Origin of the sequence: Flagellimonas marinaquae, from assembly GCF_023716465.1 — a bacterium.
Classification (GTDB): Bacteria; Bacteroidota; Bacteroidia; order Flavobacteriales; family Flavobacteriaceae; genus Flagellimonas; species Flagellimonas alginolytica.
In genome coordinates this window covers 345,770-361,893 of the sequence record NZ_CP092415.1, presented here as the reverse complement: position 1 = coordinate 361,893, position 16,124 = coordinate 345,770, and the positions used below count along the sequence as shown (strand labels likewise).

13 protein-coding genes are annotated in these 16,124 nt (G+C 41.0%); 7 read left to right on the top strand and 6 right to left on the bottom strand.

Annotation, left to right across the window (positions count from 1 at the left end; genetic code table 11):
* The first annotated feature begins 28 nt into the window (after positions 1-28).
* Both MJO53_RS01645 and MJO53_RS01640 read left to right on the top strand, forming a co-directional pair.
* Positions 29-607, top strand: coding sequence for an RNA polymerase sigma factor (locus tag MJO53_RS01645; protein ID WP_252080213.1), 579 nt, complete (start codon positions 29-31; stop codon positions 605-607).
* The gene (locus MJO53_RS01640; protein WP_252080211.1) at positions 600-1,010 is read left to right on the top strand and encodes a hypothetical protein; all 411 of its coding nucleotides are present in this window, start codon (positions 600-602) and stop codon (positions 1,008-1,010) included. Before MJO53_RS01645 ends, MJO53_RS01640 begins: the two co-directional genes overlap by 8 nt.
* Here MJO53_RS01640 and MJO53_RS01635 read toward each other — a convergent pair.
* The 3 genes from MJO53_RS01635 to htpG are packed head-to-tail and all read right to left on the bottom strand — an operon-like array spanning position 1,007 to position 4,682.
* Positions 1,007-1,363, bottom strand: a complete 357-nt coding sequence (locus MJO53_RS01635; RefSeq protein WP_252080209.1) for a MauE/DoxX family redox-associated membrane protein — start codon at positions 1,361-1,363, stop codon at positions 1,007-1,009. The genes MJO53_RS01640 and MJO53_RS01635 overlap by 4 nt on opposite strands.
* A gap of 5 nt (positions 1,364-1,368) precedes the next feature.
* Positions 1,369-2,775, bottom strand: coding sequence for a hypothetical protein (locus MJO53_RS01630; RefSeq protein WP_252080207.1), 1,407 nt, complete (start codon positions 2,773-2,775; stop codon positions 1,369-1,371).
* A 20-nt stretch (positions 2,776-2,795) separates the two neighbouring features.
* Entirely contained in the window at positions 2,796-4,682 is a 1,887-nt protein-coding gene (gene htpG, locus MJO53_RS01625) for a molecular chaperone HtpG (protein WP_252080205.1), read from the bottom strand.
* A gap of 331 nt (positions 4,683-5,013) precedes the next feature.
* Here htpG and MJO53_RS01620 point away from each other — a divergent pair, with 331 nt between their 5' ends.
* A complete protein-coding gene (locus MJO53_RS01620; RefSeq protein WP_252080203.1) occupies positions 5,014-5,670 on the top strand; it encodes a TetR family transcriptional regulator C-terminal domain-containing protein in 657 nt (218 codons plus the stop codon).
* Positions 5,671-5,675: 5 nt separating this feature from the next.
* Complete coding sequence (locus tag MJO53_RS01615; protein WP_252080201.1) at positions 5,676-6,986, top strand: ABC1 kinase family protein; 1,311 nt, start codon at positions 5,676-5,678, stop codon at positions 6,984-6,986.
* A gap of 77 nt (positions 6,987-7,063) precedes the next feature.
* Here the strand turns inward: MJO53_RS01615 and MJO53_RS01610 are convergent, their stop codons facing one another.
* Entirely contained in the window at positions 7,064-9,481 is a 2,418-nt protein-coding gene (locus tag MJO53_RS01610) for a prolyl oligopeptidase family serine peptidase (RefSeq protein WP_252080199.1), read from the bottom strand.
* Positions 9,482-9,630: 149 nt separating this feature from the next.
* Here MJO53_RS01610 and MJO53_RS01605 point away from each other — a divergent pair, with 149 nt between their 5' ends.
* Positions 9,631-10,638 (top strand): 3-oxoacyl-ACP synthase III family protein, encoded by a 1,008-nt coding sequence (locus MJO53_RS01605; protein ID WP_252080197.1) that lies wholly within the window; start codon positions 9,631-9,633, stop codon positions 10,636-10,638.
* Positions 10,639-10,749: 111 nt separating this feature from the next.
* Here MJO53_RS01605 and MJO53_RS01600 read toward each other — a convergent pair whose 3' ends face one another.
* Positions 10,750-13,200, bottom strand: a complete 2,451-nt coding sequence (locus tag MJO53_RS01600) for a TonB-dependent receptor domain-containing protein (RefSeq protein WP_252080195.1) — start codon at positions 13,198-13,200, stop codon at positions 10,750-10,752.
* A gap of 343 nt (positions 13,201-13,543) precedes the next feature.
* Here MJO53_RS01600 and MJO53_RS01595 point away from each other — a divergent pair, with 343 nt between their 5' ends.
* Complete coding sequence (locus MJO53_RS01595) at positions 13,544-13,903, top strand: CoA-binding protein (RefSeq protein WP_224837757.1); 360 nt, start codon at positions 13,544-13,546, stop codon at positions 13,901-13,903.
* On the opposite strand, the gene MJO53_RS01590 is transcribed toward MJO53_RS01595, so the two are convergent.
* On the bottom strand, positions 13,887-15,374 hold the full coding sequence (locus MJO53_RS01590) for a sodium:solute symporter (protein ID WP_224837756.1): 1,488 nt from the start codon (positions 15,372-15,374) through the stop codon (positions 13,887-13,889). The two genes, MJO53_RS01595 and MJO53_RS01590, sit on opposite strands and share 17 nt — an antisense overlap.
* A gap of 76 nt (positions 15,375-15,450) precedes the next feature.
* On the opposite strand from MJO53_RS01590, the gene recR reads away from it, so the two are divergent.
* The gene (gene recR / locus MJO53_RS01585; protein ID WP_224837755.1) at positions 15,451-16,071 is read left to right on the top strand and encodes a recombination mediator RecR; all 621 of its coding nucleotides are present in this window, start codon (positions 15,451-15,453) and stop codon (positions 16,069-16,071) included.
* Positions 16,072-16,124 lie beyond the last annotated feature (53 nt).

Here is a 16,124-nt window from a genome sequence, read left to right as displayed (position 1 = left end):
TAACAATGGTTTAATCGTCCAATGAGCAATGCTGACCAACAAGGAAAAAGAACTGATCTCGAAAATTTGCATGGGAAATTCCCGTGCATTCTCGGATTTTGTGGATAGTTATAAGGATTTGGTGTTTACATTGTGCATAAGAATGTTGGCCAATAGGGAGGAGGCCGAAGAGGTTTCGCAAGACGTATTTATCAAGGTGTACCGATCTTTGTCCAATTTTAAAGGGGGGTCTAAACTTTCCACATGGGTGTATAGGATTGCATATAACTCATGCCTGGATAAGATGAAACAAAATAAAAAGGCAAGACTGCACGACGATTTAGAACAATTGGATCAAATTGCCTATGCAGAAATCGATACGGCCCTAGATAGTATGATAAGGGAGGAAAAAAACAGATTTATAGATCAATGCCTGTTACAGCTATCCTCGGAAGATGCTGGAGTCCTTACTTTGTTCTATCTTGAGGAGAAGAATCTACAAGAAATGGAAAAAACTACAAATCTTCCCGCAAATACACTAAAAGTAAGGTTGTTCAGGGCCCGGAAAAGACTGGCTGCGATCATGGAAAAAAGTATGAACAAAGAAATTTTGCAGAGCAATGGATAAGGAAGAAAATAAAAAACTGGAAGCTTTAATGGATAAATTCATGGCAGAGGCGCCAATCGAATCGCCTTCTGCGGATTTTACCAAAAATGTACTGCGGCAAATAGAGGCGGAATCCCCAAAAGAGGTTTTTAAGTACCAACCGATTTTATCCGGAAGAGTTTTATCCTTCGGGTTTATTGCATTTGTTGCACTTTTGGCTTATTTAGGCACACAGTTAGGACCGAGCGGTGGCCAAGGCTGGTTCAAAAACATCAATATGAATGCTTGGTTCCATATGGACTGGCAATGGATGAGCGGTTATTCTTTTCCCAAAACCATGGTGTATGCATTTTTGTTCCTAGGATTATTGTTCTTTGCTCAGGTACCTTGGCTAAAAAAACATTTGGGCGGTAATAGTTATTAGAGATACGCGTAAAAATACGCCCAGTACATTAAAAAGAACTGTAGCGGTATCCTAAGGATCAATATCCATTTTGGAATGCCCGCCGATGCTTTTTCGCCCGAGAGCATATAAAAGTGTACGGATAGAAAAACGCCCAACATTAAAATAATACCAAAAGAACTCAGTTTTCGGGTGGCATCAAAACAAACGCCAATGCCCAATAAAATTTCCACCAACCCGCTCAAGTACACCAAAAGCTTATGTTTTGGCAAATACATGGGCATTATCCGCATATAGATTTTGGGTTTTATAAAATGCATTGCGCCTGCAAAAACATACATTCCGGCCATTGCATAGAGGTGCCAAGGAATCATAACATTTAGTTTTTAAAGTACCAAAACGGTAAGATAGCATCCGATACCGTTACAATAGAATCTTTTTCCTTCCGTTTTCGCCTCAAACGAATAATATGTTTCCCTTCTTTCAGTTGAGAGATTTTGAGGTAGGTTTCAAAACCCAGAATATCGTTCATTGCAGTAGTTATTATAAAATCCTCGTCCATTTCAAGGGTGTCGATTCGGAAGGAATACATCTCGTTAAAGGTTTTTAAATATTTTTTGCGAATACTGTCCTTTTGACGGAGGCTCGTGATCTCGTCGCTCCAGTTTGAATTGACTTTTATACTACTGGAAAGTCCTCTGCGGTCTTCTTTGGGAGTCAAAGAATCGTTGAAGGCAAATACACGATTTTCCAAATTTTCGGAAAAAGGAACAAAAACTTGGAGATAGGGTTGGGAAATTACTTTTGAAGGAATCACCATGCGTCCGGGGAAATCTCCTTCCTCTGTCATCATGTCCCAATAATTATCTTTTTTGGCAAACATGCTGGACGATCGCTGTTCTTTGTCCAGATAGTTGGATTGACGGTATTCCAAACTGGTCAGCATCAAAATGGCAATATAGATCGGGGTCAGGAGCAAGGTCAGTTTTTTTCCAAAGCGGTTATCCAAAAAATTATAGACCAATGGTCGATAAAGAAACGAAAGGGTGAGAAAACTAAAAACCCAATATATGGGGAAATATATACGAGAGACCCATTTCTTTTTTTTTAACCAACCTTGTGTAATAAAGTCGATAAAGGTCAGGAACATTCCAAAAATGATGAACAAGATCAATATACCCCCTATTATACTGGCGGCGGCTTCGGGCAAAACATCGCTCTCGAGAATATAGTTGGCCACCAATATGATCGATAGGATGATCATGGTCATGGCGAGCACATAGAAAATCAACAGAAACGAAATGGCGAACAATACACTGCAGTAATTTTCCAGATTGGCGATGTAGCGATCAAAAGAAATTATGCGCTTTTTTAAATATTTGGTAAAGCGTTCGGAATAGCGGAGCCGCTCGAACTCAATATCTCCAGAAACATAACGAAGACCGAGCGCACCGATCCATAAACCTCTTAAAACAACGTGGAGCAATAGGTTGAACAGCAGAATGGAACAGGCAATGTTAAGGATAAAGTAAACCACAAAACGGTAGATCTGGTCTTCGTTTTGTGCATTAATCATTTCTATACGAAGCGGTTCGTAGGCGGTAAAGAGCCCAAAAATGGCAAAACCGGAAATGATGAGTTCCAATTCCCAACTCTGTTGTTGAAGGGAATCCAATAATTTTCTAAAAGTTGGACTGTTGTAATCGTTGTTGCCCACGGTGTAATTGGTTTGCCCTCTCAAGATAGTCATAAAATACAAAAACCGCTCATTTAGAGCGGTTTTCACGATCAATAGGATTTTTATGTCTACTTGATCATATCGTAGCTACGGGAAATAAACTTGGTAAGTTCCTCTCCCTTTAAGAGTCCTTTGGACAATTTTGCCAAGTCCAGGGACTGATTGATCAATCTTTCCCGCTTTTTTGCTGTTTTGGTATTCAGTATTTCGCCCACCAATTCGTGGTTGGTGTTTACGATCAGGTTGTACATATCCGGCATGTTGCCCATACCGAACATTCCTCCGCCCCCGGTTTGCTGCATCTCCTTCATTCGGCGCATAAATTCTGGCTCGGTAATAATAAAAGGTGAAGCACTGCTTTCCATGGCCTCCAATTGAATTGTATAGCCCTTATCTGAAATTACTTTTTCCAAATCAGCCTTTAGGCTGTCTTTTTCCTCATCGGACAATTTGGATATGGTCGTATCTTCTTTTTTGATGAGGTTGTCTATATGATCCGAATCCACTCGCACAAAGGATAGATTCTCTTTGGAGGTCTCCAATTTCTGCATCAAATGGGGGACAATGGGCGAATCCAGTAGGAGCACTTCGTAACCTTTTGCCTTGGCGGCTTCTATATAACTGTGCTGCGCTTCTTTATCGGAAGTGTAGAGTACCACCAATTTATCGTCCTTGTCGGTCTGGTTGTCCTTGATTTTGGCTTCCAGCTCTTCAAAAGTATGGTAATCCCCATCAATGGTTGGATAGAGCGCAAATTTGTCCGCTTTCTCAAAAAACTTGTCTTCCGAAAGCATACCGTATTCTATCACTACTTTAATGTCGTTCCATTTTTGCTCGAAGTCCTCTCGATTATTCTTAAAGAGCGAGCTTAATTTATCCGCAACTTTTCTGGTGATGTAAGAGGATATCTTTTTAACCGCACCATCCGCCTGTAAGTAGGACCTAGACACGTTCAATGGAATATCCGGGGAGTCGATGACACCTTTCAACATGGTCAGAAACTCAGGAACAATACCTTCTACGTTATCCGTTACGAACACTTGGTTCTGGTACAGTTGGATTTTATCCTTTTGGATACTGAGGTCGTTGGTCAACTTTGGGAAATATAAAATACCTGTTAAGTTAAACGGATAATCCACGTTGAGGTGGATGTGGAACAAAGGTTCCTCGAACTGCATCGGGTATAGCTCCCTGTAAAAGTTTTTGTAATCCTCGTCCTTTAAATCCGAAGGTTGCTTGGTCCAGGCCGGATTTGGGTTGTTGATGATGTTGTCCACCTCTTGGGTTGGAGCTGGATCTTCTTCTTTTGCATCTTCAGGTTTGGGAAGCGTCTCGGTTTTTGTTCCGAATTTGATCGGAATGGGCATAAACTTATTATACTTTACCAAAAGCTCCCTTATTCTGGCATCCTCCAAAAATTCGGTGGAATCTTCGGCGATATGCAGTATGATCTCTGTTCCTCGCTCTGTTTTGTCGCTAGGTTCAAGGGAGAATTCGGGAGAGCCGTCGCAGCTCCAATGCACCGCTGGCTCATCCTTATGGCTCTTGGTAAGGATTTCCACTTTTTCCGCAACCATAAAAGCCGAGTAAAATCCAAGGCCAAAGTGCCCAATGATCCCGGCATCCTTGCTCGCATCTTTATACTTGTCCAAAAACTCTTCTGCACCGGAAAAAGCTACTTCGTTAATGTACTTTTTCACTTCATCCTCCGTCATCCCGATACCTTGGTCTATAATATGGATTCGTTTATTGTCCTTGTCGACTTTTACCTCGATCATAGGGTTGCCGTATTCCACCTTGGCCTCTCCAATGGATGTGAGGTGCTTTAGTTTTAAGGTCGCATCCGTAGCGTTGGAAATAAGTTCCCTTAAGAAAATCTCGTGATCACTGTATAGGAATTTTTTGATCAAGGGAAAAATGTTCTCTACTGAAACATTGATTTTACCTGTTGCCATCGTTTTGTTGTTTTAGTCTTTTTATTGCTGACTGGTCAAAAAAAATACCAGAATCATAAATATGACAAACTGACATTTGGACGAAAAAAATGACCTGATATCATTTTTAACAAAATTTTGTTTATTTAATTATAAAAATCATTAAACAAAAAATGTATCTTTACATTGTTATGGGAAAATTGCTATGAAAAAGCACTACTATAACAAGTTTGTTTATTTATTGGTTAGGTTGTGAAAATGCACTTTCGCTCGAAAGTGCATTTTCTTTAAAAATTCAATTTTATCACCTGCCAATAACATTTTATACAGAACCTTTTAAAAACATACCAAAATGGCAAATACATCAAAATCCAAAATAACCGAGGATAAGATAATCGGCTTGTTCATGGAGTCCGTATTGGAGCAGGAAAAAATACCTGGCTCGGTTTATAAATTCTGTAAGGAGAACAAAATTAAGGAGGATGAGTTCTATGGCTTTTTTGGTTCTTTGGATACCCTGCAAAAAACCATATGGAACAAGTTTTTCGACAATAGTTTTGAATTGATCCAAAAAAATAAGGAATATCCGGGAATGACGAACGAGGAAAAGATGCTTACTTTCTTCTACACCTTTTTCGAGAATTTGACACTTAATAGAAGTTATGTTCTCTTTATGATTAAGGAGCACAAGCATTCCATGGAGGGATTAAGTCAGTTAAAGGGGCTTCGTAAACGTTTTAAGGATTTTGCATCTACTTTGATCGAAGAAAGAAATGAGGAGAAAAATCTAAAAATCTTAAAATTTAATGCGCCATTGTTTTCGGAGGGTGCTTGGCTGCAATTTTTGTTCATTTTAAAATTTTGGGCGGAAGATGGTTCTCCCGGACTGGAGAAAACAGATATTGCCATTGAAAAGTCGGTGACCACTATTTTTCAGATTTTCGAGAACACATCACTGGAAAAAATCGTAGATCTAGGAAAATTTCTTTATAAAGAAAAATTCGTGTAACGCCTATGAAAACACTCGATACCATCCCGACCGGGAAAATAGAACGTGCCGGGAAACTCGTAAAAACGGGCGTAAAAATAGGGGGCAACTACGTAAAGTATTACGGCAAAAAACTGGTGGATCCCCAAACCTCACGGGATACTTTGAACCAAGATAATGCCGAAGATATTTACGATGGCCTAAAAAGCTTAAAGGGGAGTGCCCTAAAAGTGGCGCAAATGTTGAGCATGGAAAAAAACCTATTGCCAAGGGCCTATGTGGAAAAGTTTTCCCTGTCACAATTTTCCGTACCACCTTTGTCCGCTCCTTTGGTGCGAAAGACATTCAAAAAATATTTGGATAAATATCCGGAACAGATTTTTGACGAATTTGAAAAGGATTCCGTAAACGCAGCAAGTATTGGTCAGGTGCACCGTGCCAAAAAAGATGGAAAACAATTGGCCGTTAAGATCCAATACCCGGGCGTGGCCGAAAGTATCAGCAGCGATTTGGCATTGGTAAAACCGGTGGCCATTAAAATGTTCAACTTAAAAGGAAAGGATTCTGAAAAATATTTTAAAGAAGTAGAGCATAAACTAAAGGAAGAAACCGATTATATATTGGAACTCGAGCAAAGTCGTGAAATTACTTCCGAATGTGCCGTGATCCCGAATATGCAGTTTCCAAAGTACTACCGAAATCTTTCCAGTGAACGTATCTTGACCATGGATTGGATGGAGGGCGTGCATTTGGGAGAGTTTACCCAAAAGGATTTCAATGCCGAACTGGGCAATACTTTGGGTCAGGCACTATGGGATTTTTATATGTTCCAGATTCACAAATTAAAGCGGGTACACGCTGACCCCCATCCGGGAAATTTTTTGGTGAGTGATGAAGGTAAATTGATCGCAATCGACTTTGGTTGCATTAAACAAATCCCGGATGAATTTTATGTGCCTTATTTCGAATTGGCCAAACCCGAAAATATAAATAACGATGAGGTTTTTATGGAGAAACTCTATGAGCTCGAAATCCTGACGCCTACTGATTCGGAAGAGGAGCTTCGGTTTTTTACGGCCTTGTTCAAAGAAATGTTGACGATTTTTACATCACCTTTCCATAAGGAAACCTTTGATTTTGGTGATGAAGATTTCTGGACCAAAATTGCAAATTTGAGCGAACGTTATTCCAAAGACGAACAGATTCGCAAAATGAACGGAAACAGAGGTTCCAAACACTTTTTGTACATCAACCGTACATTTTTTGGCCTTTATAACCTCTTGCACGACCTAAAAGCCAAGGTTGAGGTAAATGCTTACAGACAGTTCTTGGGTTGATTTCTTGGTTAGGAAAGAAAAATCCCGTTCCAATTTTTTTGGAACGGGATTTTTTTTATGCCTAAATACGTAATAGATTACTTTTTTTGCTTCACATATTTTTCCAACCATTGGTCTTGTTCCCAAAGCATGTGCAAAATACTTTCCTTGCCCCGGTATCCGTGACTCTCTTTTGGCAACATCACCAATCTAACGGTGGCGCCCAAACCTTTAAGAGCGTTGAAATAGCGCTCACTTTGCATAGGGTATGTACCGGAATTATTGTCCGCCTGCCCGTGGATCAACAGTAAAGGGGTTTTCATTTTTTCTGCATGCATAAATGGAGACATGGTGTAATAGACCTCCGGTGCTTCCCAATAGTTTCTTTCCTCACTTTGAAAACCAAACGGTGTCAAAGTTCTATTGTAGGCACCGCTTCGGGCGATACCTGCAGCAAATAGGTCCGAATGGGATAGTAGGTTGGCCACCATAAAGGCTCCATAACTGTGCCCGCCCACTGCAATACGTTCGCGATCAATGTACCCCAAATTATCTACCGCATCAATGGCCGCTTTGGCGTTGGCCACTAGTTGGCTTCTAAAACTGTCGTTGGGCTGTTCGTCACCCTCACCGATAATGGGAAAGGCTGCTCCATCCAATACAACGTAACCTTTGGTTACCCAATAAATGGGTGATCCCCAAAATGGGTATGTAAACTCGTTGGGGTTCGAGGTATTTTGCGAAGCACTGTTCTTGTCCTTGTATTCCCTTGGATATGCCCATAAGATCATTGGCATTTTTTCTTTTTTCTCCATGTCGTATCCAACAGGAAGGTATAGGGTTCCGGAAAGTTCCAATCCGTCATCTCTCTTATAGGTTATTACCTCTTTGTGTACGTTTTGAATGCTTTTGTACGGATTATCAAAATCTGTCAACTGCACGGGTCCTTTTCTTTTTATCAAACTTTTGTAATAGTAATTCGGGTACTCGCTGGCAGATTCAATACGCACTAAAAGTTGGTCTTTTTTAGGGTCATACTCAATCAAGTTCTCAAGTTTGCCTTCTAGCTTTGAGGTGTACAGTCTGGTTTTTTTAAGGGTTTTTAAATCCATTTTTTCTACAAAGGGGAACTGGCCCTCTTCGGTATACCCATCTCCGATCAGAAAGGCATTGTTGTTTTTGTCCAAGGACAGTACCCAACTGCCGTTTTCGTTTCTTTTGGTAACAAAACTTCCGGGGTCGCTATATACATCTTGATAGTTTCTATCTTCAATAATTTGAGCTCCTTTTTCTGGGTTGGAGGGGTCAAAAACATAGGTTTTTGTGTTTCTGTTGTTCCACCAACGGTCGTGGGCGATCGCCAAATTGTCGTTGCCCCATTGTATGTAGCTAAACCTGTTTTTGGTTTTTAAAATGGACCTGCCCTCACCATTAAATGGTGCTTCGAGTTCAAAGACTTCATCGCGGAAGGGTACTTCGTTTTCAGGATCACCGCCATCCAAGGCTTCTACATAGGTAATGGTTGCCGGTTTGTCGTTTCTCCATCTTATGTTTCGCATGCCGGTTCTGGTTGCCATAAAACCTTTGGGGAGATCTTCTATAAGTGGAACTTGCAACAAAGTTTTAACCATACCGCCATCGTTCGTATAAACAGTGGTCGTGTTCGGAAATCTATAATAGGGCACTAAATAGGAGAAGGGCTTGTCCAAGGTTACCGTCATCACATATTCCCCATCGGGCGAAAAACTGATGCTTGTATATAGATTGGCATCTTTCCACTTGGTCTTACTGCCGTCCATGTTCACCTTATAAAGTTCTGAACGGGCCAATTGTTCAAAATTGAACTCGTCGTTCGGGTTTTTTAAAAGGTCTTGATAGGTTCTGTTCTGTGCCTTTTTTCCATCATTGGTGGAAATGGTTGGTCCTTCCGGAACGGCTTCGTCCACATTGATCAATGGTTTTCTGTCGGAGGGCAACATTTTTACCAAAATGGACTCTCCATCCTTGAACCAATTGATGATATCCCGCATATTGGCATTCACGTTGGTATCCGTTATCGATTTGGCAGAGGCCGATTTTAAATCCAGTACCATAACCTCCACTCCTTCTGGGGTAGTGTTTGTAAATGCTATTTTAGATTGATCTGGAGACCAATTAAAATTGGCCAATCGCGGATTTTCCGACAGACCGGTTACCTGCACGCCATCTTTATCACCAATTTCTTTTACCAATATATTGTTATAATAATTGGTGCGGCTTCCGATATTGGTCTTAGGATTGATCCGTAAACCCGCAAGTCTTAGTTCGGTTTCCGATAATTCTGCAATTGTTTTGTAATAATCCCTGTAGAGCAATACCATATACTTGCCATTGTCCGAGATGAGTACACTGGGAGCCAATGGGGCGTTTACAAGTTCTAAAATTTCTTCTGACGGTTTCTGATAAGTGAGTTTTTCCTGAGCTTGGGCCAAACTTATGGCGAAAGCAGCCAAGAATAACCAAACGTAATTTTTCATTATCTTGTTTTAAGTTTTATGAGTGAATTTTTAGCGATTTTTAAAAGTACAACTTTTAAAAAGTTTTATTTTGCCGACTTCTTGAAAATTTGGCATGTATATTTGCTAATTTTCAAATTCTAACTATCTTTTTATTCAAAACAGTATACATGTACAATTCCAAGATTGCTGGACTAGGTTTTTACGTCCCTGAAAATGTGGTCACCAACGATGATCTGTCCAAAGTAATGGACACGAATGATGAATGGATTCAAGAGCGTACCGGGATAAAGGAAAGACGCCACGTGGTCAAAGGTACCGATACCACTACTTCTATGGGGGTCAAAGCAGCCGAAAAGGCGATTGAGCGTGCCGGTATAGACAAGAACGATATTGATTTTATTGTATTTGCCACATTGAGTCCTGATTATTATTTTCCTGGGCCTGGGGTATTGGTTCAGCGAGACCTGGGACTAAAAACAGTGGGCGCTTTGGATGTACGCAACCAATGTTCGGGTTTTGTTTACGGAATCTCCGTGGCAGACCAATATATTAAAAGTGGCATGTACAAAAATGTACTTGTAATTGGTTCCGAACTGCATTCGCATGGGTTGGATATGACCACAAGGGGCAGGGGAGTGTCCGTAATTTTTGGAGATGGTGCCGGTGCTGCCGTGCTTACCCGGGAAGAGGATACCTCCAAAGGTATCTTATCCACCCACTTACATTCCGAAGGTCAACATGCCGAAGAGCTTTCCTTGATCGCCCCTGGCATGGGCAAACGTTGGGTTACCGATATTATCGAAGATGCCGATTCCGAGGATACTTCATATTTTCCTTATATGAACGGCCAGTTTGTGTTTAAAAATGCCGTGGTTCGATTCAGTGAAGTGATCATGGAAGGATTACAAACGAATGATTTAAAACCAGAGGATATCGATATGCTGATTCCGCATCAGGCCAATTTGCGTATCTCACAATTCATACAAAAGAAATTTGGTCTAAAAGATGATCAGGTGTTCAACAACATCATGAAATATGGAAATACTACCGCAGCATCCATTCCCATTGCCTTGACAGAGGCTTGGGAGGAAGGAAAAATCAAAGAAGGAGATGTAGTGGTGTTGGCCGCTTTTGGCAGTGGTTTTACATGGGGGAGTGCCATAATTCGGTGGTAACCCCTTTTTAAACTAAAAGTTAAAACCCCGATCACCAGGATCGGGGTTTTTTATTGATGCTCTCACAAGATAGATAACCAACCAACACTCGAATATGGAGCATCAATATGTTTATAGGATTCCACCGCTACCTTGCTTAGTGTTGTCGTCTCTTCTTTTACGTTGCTTGGCACGATACTTTCCACTTCCAAAACGATAGGAGAGTCCAACGTAAACATTATTGCTTTCCCAGTTAAAACCGCCTTCTTGGGCATATGGAAAATCTCCATCAAAAGCAAACCGCATGGTATTGAAAATGTCGTTGTAATTAAAGCTAAGGGTGCCTTTGCCCTCGGCAAAGCTGTAGCGAGCTCCCAAGTTCACAAAGTACATGGGTTCTGCATCGAACTGTATACTTTTGTTTCTTCCACGGTAGAAACCAAAGGCTTGTAGCGTTAGCTTTTTTGTTACCGTAAAGCTATTGTTCATCCGTAGGTTCCATGCCGTATTGTCAACCTCCACCCGTTGTTCCACGATGTCCTGCTCGCTAGGTGTTGGCCCGGTAGCGTTCAAGGTTTCTGTTATTCCTCTTTGCGTTTGCGAAACAAGGTCGAAACTACCATTTATATTCCACCATTTAGTGGGGCGATAATTGGTGGAAAGTTCAATTCCGTAGGCCGAGGTTTTATCAAAATTATCGAAAGTCAGAATGGTTTTGTTCAAATCCAAGCGATCTATGTACACGGCTCTGTTGATTTCGTCGGTAATACTTCTATAAAAGACTCCGCCTGTAACACTACCGTTCTTTATTCTTTTGGTATAATTGGCTTCGTAGGAACTGGTGAACTGCGGTACCAAATTTGGATTTCCGAAGGAAGATATCAGAGGCGTGGCAAATTCCCTGATAGGATTTACTTGTTGTAGGCCTGGACGATCTACCCTTCTGCTATAGCTTACTTGGAGCTGGTCTTTTTCGTTGGGCTTGTACGTAACAAATGCCGAGGGATAGATTTCCGTGTACTTATCGGTAAAGGCTCGTACCGCATTGGTATCCGCTTTTACCTGAACATCTTCTAGGCGAACACCCACTTGATAGGACCAACGCTCGTAAGATTGGCCAAAAGTGGCATATGCGGAATAAATATCCATGTCGTAAATAAACTTTGTGGAGGGGGTGGGTACCAAATTACCATTGCTATTGAACGATTGCCCGGTAGAGGAGTAGTCCACTTCGGTCTCAAAGTTTCTGGATTCGAGGCCAAGTTCGAGCTTGGAAATGCTGTCCAAAGGATTAACGTAATCCAAGTTTGCCGTAGTCTGCGTTCTCTCCGTATCCACAAAATCCATATAATTTGGATAGGTAGATGCGCCGGTTGAGCTAAAATCCGCATCTTGTTCGCTTTCGAACTGGTTGTGGTCTATTTCCAGTTCAATGTTGTGCCCCTCTTTGTTAAAATCAAGTTTGTAATCAAAATTGTACTGTTCACTTCGGTTATTGGAATCGTCCAGGAACAATTGGTTCACGTTGCGAGATGGGTCGTTAAAATAGGATACCTCCGTACTTCCGGTTCCTTCGCCCTCAAAAATATTTTGGTTGGTGAAAAAGGAGATGGTGTTTTTATCATTCAGGTAAAAATCCACTCCCAATTTGTAAAGGTGTGATTTGTTGTTGTTGAAAAAATCAAACTCTTGTAGTGAGTTTTCCTCGGTACGAAGAATGCTTCCATCGTTTACCCATTTGCCAATGTTATTTCCGTAGTTTCCGTACAAATTGAATTTTCCGTTGCGATAGTTCATATCTATGGAGCTATTGAATTTGGCTTCGATACCCTTGGTAAGACCTAAATTTACATTACCGTTAAAACCGATATTTGCATTTTTGTGCAGTACAATATTAATGATACCGCTCATGCCCTCAGGATTGTATTTGGCGGACGGATTGGTGATCAATTCTATGGATTTAATGGCAGTGGAGGGAATCTGTCTTAGCAATTGCGCCACTGGTATGTTGGACAATTTGCCATCTACCATTACCCGTACATTGGAATTTCCCCTTAGGCTAATGTCACCAGTTTGGGAATCCACATTCACAGAGGGTATGTTGTTCATAATATCGGAAGCGGTTGCACCTGCAGTGGTCAGATCTTTACCAACATTAATAACTTTTCGGTCTACGCGCTGTTCTATGGTGGTCCGTTCGGCCACCAGTTCCACACCTTCCAGCTCTTTGGTTTCTTCAATAAGGGTTACAGTGCCTATATTGAGGTTTCGTTTTCCTTTCGCAATTACCAGTTTTTGGGAATAGGTTTTATATCCAATAAATTGAACTTCGAAAAGGAAAGTGCCATCGGGGAGTTTATCTATTTCAAAAGTTCCGTTTTCGGTGGTGATGCTACCGGTTATGGTCTGGCTGCCATCTTCGGATTTGATTACCACGGCCGCATAAGCGACAGGTTGTTTGGATAGTTCATCGACAACGGTTCCATTAATGGAACCCAAGGCGCTGCCAGGGTCGTTTGCAGATAAAGTTTTAGGGAGTGCCATGCACAGAAAAAGTGCAAAAAGAAAGCTCACATTTTTCATGAGTAGTTCGTTTTTTGATTGATGATTAGATTGATTGATGATATACTTAAGACGCCGAGGCCCGAGGTTTGTTACACGTTAAATCATTTTTAACAATCTTTAACAAGTATGGAGGTAACTTGGGTCTTGTAAGGAGTTGGGTCTTCGTAAGACCATTAGGTAGGTCCTTAAAAGAAGAAACCCCGGTAAATTTACCGGGGTTGTACATTGATAAGCTATACTAAACACTAACCATTAACTATAAAAATACAGTCTTACCAATGAAGTTTAAGATATAAAAAATAGACGAGTATCTTTATTAAAAGTTACAGTCTACATTAAAGTTTAACACAAAAATTAACAAATGCAAAAAACACTTGTTGTAGGGGCTTCTACAAACCCGAGAAGATACAGTAACACAGCAATTCGTAGGCTGGTCGATAACAAAATTGAAACAACCGCATTTGGGATACGTGGGGGAACTGTATCAGGGGTGCAAGTTAAGGATAACTGGAGTGATTTTCAAAATATTGAGACGGTAACTTTATATCTTAACCCAAAAAACCAAAAGGAATATTATAAAAATATACTGGACCTTAACCCCAAAAGGGTCATTTTTAATCCCGGGACCGAGAACCCTGAGTTTTATCAAATCCTTCAAAATAAGGGTGTTGAGGTGGAGGTCGCCTGTACTTTGGTGCTGCTTGCTACTGGGCAGTACTAGTGTTGGGCAACGGTTCTTTTTTTCGTATTAACCATAAACCAATAAAGGTCAACAAGCCATTTAGCGGCAAAAGTTCGTAGCCAACTTGGTATCCTCCTAGGTAAGAGGCGGGAATATTGGCGATACAAACTATGGATACAACGGACACGAGGGCCACGATCCATACATAATTGTCCTTGATCTTGTGCTTGGTGAAGATGCCGAATGCAAAAAGTCCCAATAAAGGGCCGTAAGTATACCCTGCAACGGTCAACAGGCTATCTATTACGTTGCTGCTCAATATATATTTAAAGGCTATGATCACCAAAATAAGCATCAGGCTCATTACAATGTGGGTTCGTTTTCTGATCTTTTTTTGCTCTTGATCCCCCATTTGCTGAACATTTAAGAAGTCCACACAGAAAGATGTGGTCAAGGAAGTAAGGGCGCTGTCCGCGCTACTGTATGCCGCTGCTATAAGTCCCAACATAAAAGTAACGGACAAGGCCAGGCCGAGCCCCCCGTTCAAAGCAATTTCCGGGAAGAGTAAATCTGTTTTGGGCGAACCATCCATCAATGGAATGCCAATACCTTCTCGCTGTGCAAAAATATAGAGCAATGCACCCAAAAGCATAAACAAAAATGTTACCCCGACCAGAACAAAACTAAAGGATACCATGTTTTTTTGTGCATCTTTCAGTGATTTGCAGGTAAGGTTCTTTTGCATCATATCTTGGTCAAGGCCTGTCATGCAAATGGTAACGAACATACCTCCCACAAAAGATTTGATAAAGTAACTTCTATCGAGAAAACTATCGGTCACCCAAAAATCATTATAATTTTTTAATTCTTCAGAGGCTAAAAACTCACCAAAGCTCCATCCCAATTCTTGGTTGATCATAATTATGGATAGGATTACGGCCAAGATCATAAAAAGCGTTTGCAGAGTGTCTGTCCAAACTATGGTCTTTATGCCGCCTTTATTGGTGTAGATCCAAATCAGTAAAATGGAAATTACCACCGTAAATTCAAAACGTACCCCAAGGTCATCAAAAACGAATTGTTGCAGAACAATGGCTACAAGGTACAATCTGAAAGCTGCGCCCAAAACCCTCGAGATAAAAAAGAAAAATGCGCCGGTCTTGTGGCTTACTTTGCCAAATCGCTCCAAAAGATACTCATAAATAGAGGTGAGGTTCAGCTTGTAGTACAGTGGCAAAAGCACATAAGCGACCACAAAATAGCCGACCAGATATCCCAAAACTACTTGCATGTAGGTCAATTGGCTGTCACCGACCCAACCGGGAACCGATATAAACGTAACCCCGGACAGTGATGCGCCCACCATTCCAAAGGCGACCACGTACCAAGGAGATTGTTTGCCCGCCTTAAAAAAATCGGCGTTGGAGTCGTTTTTACCAGTAAAGTAAGAGATAAGGATAAGCACCAAAAAATACGCGCCTATCAACAATAGAATTTGGGTGGCTGACATAGTTGAAATTTGATTTGCAAAGTAAGAAAGTAAATTGATAATAGTAAAATCGTAATTTTGCAAAAGAAATACTAGTATGGAATTTTCATCTAAGCTATTGGAAAATGCGGTTTACGAGATGTCCCAATTGCCCGGAATCGGGAAGCGGACGGCATTGCGATTGGTGCTGCACCTTCTAAAACAGCCCGAGGAAAGAACCGAGCTTATGGCCCATGCCTTGCTTAAGTTGAGAACCGAAGTAAACTTTTGCAGGAACTGCCATAATATTTCCGATACCGAAGTGTGCGAAATCTGTGCCAACCCCAAACGAGACGAAACCATGGTATGTGTTGTAGAGGATATCAGGGATGTTATGGCCATAGAAAATACCTCGCAGTACAATGGATTGTACCATGTTCTCGGAGGGAAGATTTCGCCAATGGAAGGCGTTGGTCCCCAAGATTTGAATATACCGTCCCTAATAAAAAAAGTGAAGGACGGAACCGTGAAAGAATTAATTTTGGCCTTGAGCTCCACCATGGAAGGTGATACCACCAATTTCTATATATATAAGCAATTGGAAGGGCTGGAAGTCGCCACCTCCACAATTGCACGGGGTATTTCGGTAGGTGATGAATTGGAATATGCAGATGAGGTTACTTTGGGAAGAAGTATCATTAACAGGGTGCCTTTTGAAACCTCTATTAAAGCAAATTAATGAACATAAACCAAAAATAAGTCGATTTCTTTAGTATTTTTGAAAAATATAAA